The organism is Deltaproteobacteria bacterium (assembly GCA_012522415.1).
Classification (GTDB): Bacteria; Desulfobacterota; Syntrophia; order Syntrophales; family JAAYKM01; genus JAAYKM01.
The window spans coordinates 1-1,917 of the sequence record JAAYKM010000062.1 but is presented as its reverse complement, the minus strand read 5'-3'; the positions used below and the strand labels follow the sequence as shown (position 1 = coordinate 1,917).

The 1,917-nt window shown below is 52.8% G+C and carries 4 protein-coding genes; all 4 read right to left on the bottom strand.

Annotated features, from left to right (window positions below; genetic code table 11):
- A partial coding sequence (locus tag GX147_05845) for a SpoVG family protein (protein ID NLN60215.1) occupies window positions 1–138 on the bottom strand: 138 nt, incomplete at its 3' end.
- A 33-nt stretch (window positions 139–171) separates the two neighbouring features.
- A complete protein-coding gene (locus tag GX147_05840; protein ID NLN60214.1) occupies window positions 172–387 on the bottom strand; it encodes a hypothetical protein in 216 nt (71 codons plus the stop codon).
- Between the two features lie 102 nt (window positions 388–489).
- A complete protein-coding gene (locus GX147_05835) occupies window positions 490–1,044 on the bottom strand; it encodes a hypothetical protein (protein NLN60213.1) in 555 nt (184 codons plus the stop codon).
- A gap of 13 nt (window positions 1,045–1,057) precedes the next feature.
- Window positions 1,058–1,798 (bottom strand): DUF3849 domain-containing protein, encoded by a 741-nt coding sequence (locus GX147_05830; protein ID NLN60212.1) that lies wholly within the window; start codon window positions 1,796–1,798, stop codon window positions 1,058–1,060.
- Window positions 1,799–1,917 lie beyond the last annotated feature (119 nt).

Sequence of the window (1,917 nt, the reverse complement as noted above, 5' to 3'; positions counted from 1 at the left end):
CTCCATGACCTTGATGCCCCGCACGACAAAATCGCCGTAAACATTGAACGAAGCGGTGGCCTTGCAACTTCCCTCTGGGCGGATGGAGTGAGTTTTCACATCATATTTGGGAATGGTTGGTGTTGTGTTTTTAGGCATGATTTTCCTCCTTTTTCAAAGTTTCTGGTGTCATTAACCTCCGTAGTTGAACATTTCCTTAATGCGCTCAGTCAGGGTCGGCAGAACCGTTTCCCCAAACAGTGCGTAAAGCCCCGCAAGGAGCAGGGCGCCAAGGACAACGGCCAGCAGGATTTTGATAGCCGTATCGATGTAGCCCTCCCCGGCGTTGCCGGGGAGAATGCTCCTGCTGCGGAATACGAGACTGGCGGCGGCCTCCTTAACCGCCATAATCTTGTGTGAAATTGTGGCTTTTATCTTTTTCATAAGCTGAACCATATAGTTTCCTCCCTTTTATTGATCGGGGCATGAGAAAAGACAGCCTGAAGCTGCCTACATACCCATGTCCATGGTTTGGGTTTGCTCCGATCCCCCGAAGCTTATCTGCTCGAAACCGAAGCGGTCGCAGTAGTGATATTCGCTGCCCTGTGTGTCATAAAGCTCCACCACGTCGGACATGGACAGAGAATGTCCGTTATATCCCGGCGGGTGATTTATATTGCACATTGCATAGATGGCTTCGAGGTCGTTGGTGCCCAGCTGACCGTCATAGGCGATACGGTAATCTTCGGGAGACGGTTCTCCAAACTGACGCACCATTTCTTCGTAGGATATAAACTTCTTGAGAATATCTACATCGGGCTTAAGCTGCCAGATGCGGACATTCTTCAGGGGAGTGGCGGCTTCCATGCCGCCCATTCGTTCCCCTGCAAGAAGCCGCTCCATCACGCCGTCTGTCCACTCAGGCGTTAAGGAACGGCTCTTTAGCCAGCCGGACAGCTCATCATTTCGGAAGATGCTGTCCACCACGGCTTTTTCTTTTTCTGTGTATCCCGCCGGATTCCCATAGTAGGAAATGAGGCCATTTTTTAATGAGATTCCAGACATATTTCCACCTCCGTCACTTCATTTCCATCCCTCCCATAGCGGAAAATTCCTGCTCCTGCATCTCTGAGAGCTTTTCAATCGCCCAATCGGGAAGGTGGCTGTCCGCGAGCACGCCGACAAAGTCGGTTCTATCCCAGCGGGTTTTCTCACCGTCTGCGAGGTTGGTGGCAAAGACAGCCCGTCCTCTGGCTCCGGCATGAGCGCCGAATCCGCCGGTACACAGCCAGAGCTGATCCTGTGCCGTGAGGCAGCTTTCCTTCAGCGCTTTGGGCGAGAGGACAATTACCTTGCCCTCAAAATCCTGCTTTTCCGTATCGGGTAGGCAGTGGGTATGGTCGAACAGGGCAAGGCTCTGGTATGCCCTGCGGTACTGGTTGACAAAACCGTCCAGCACCGCAGGATGGCTGTCCACGGCGAATTTACTGTTGCTGTCAGTGTAGGCGTCCTTATCGGGCGGGATATAGGTCTGCTTTGCCCAATCGTGGTTGCTGCGGGAAAAGCGCCCATCGTAGTCCTTCCGCTGAAGGGAGTTGGCGAGAACGTAAGCCACCCGGTGGTATCCAAACTTGCCGAGTACACTTTCGGCACAGTCCTTGTCGAGATGCATTCCGTCAAAGTTACGGCGAATCGCTTCCTCAATGGCATCTTTACAGGCCACGTTCTCCTTATGGCTATCCCGCCACAGGGGAAGCTGGTTCAGCCGCTTTGCTTCCTCACGAGAATAAGGGTAAACATACGGAAAATCATTTGCCATAGACGATTTCCTCCAGCATAATCAGTTCATCCAGCTCCGCAAGGCAGATGCCGCTCAGTGCCAGAACCTCCAGAATATCGGGGGAGATATCGGTGATATCCTGCTGAATATCGGCGGCG

Coding starts and splice junctions, on each gene's coding strand:
- GX147_05840 (NLN60214.1), bottom strand. CDS start 387: ATGGCGGTTAAGGAGGCCGCCGCCAGTCTCGTATTCCGCAGCAGGAGC.
- GX147_05830 (NLN60212.1), bottom strand. CDS start 1,798: ATGGCAAATGATTTTCCGTATGTTTACCCTTATTCTCGTGAGGAAGCA.
- GX147_05835 (NLN60213.1), bottom strand. CDS start 1,044: ATGTCTGGAATCTCATTAAAAAATGGCCTCATTTCCTACTATGGGAAT.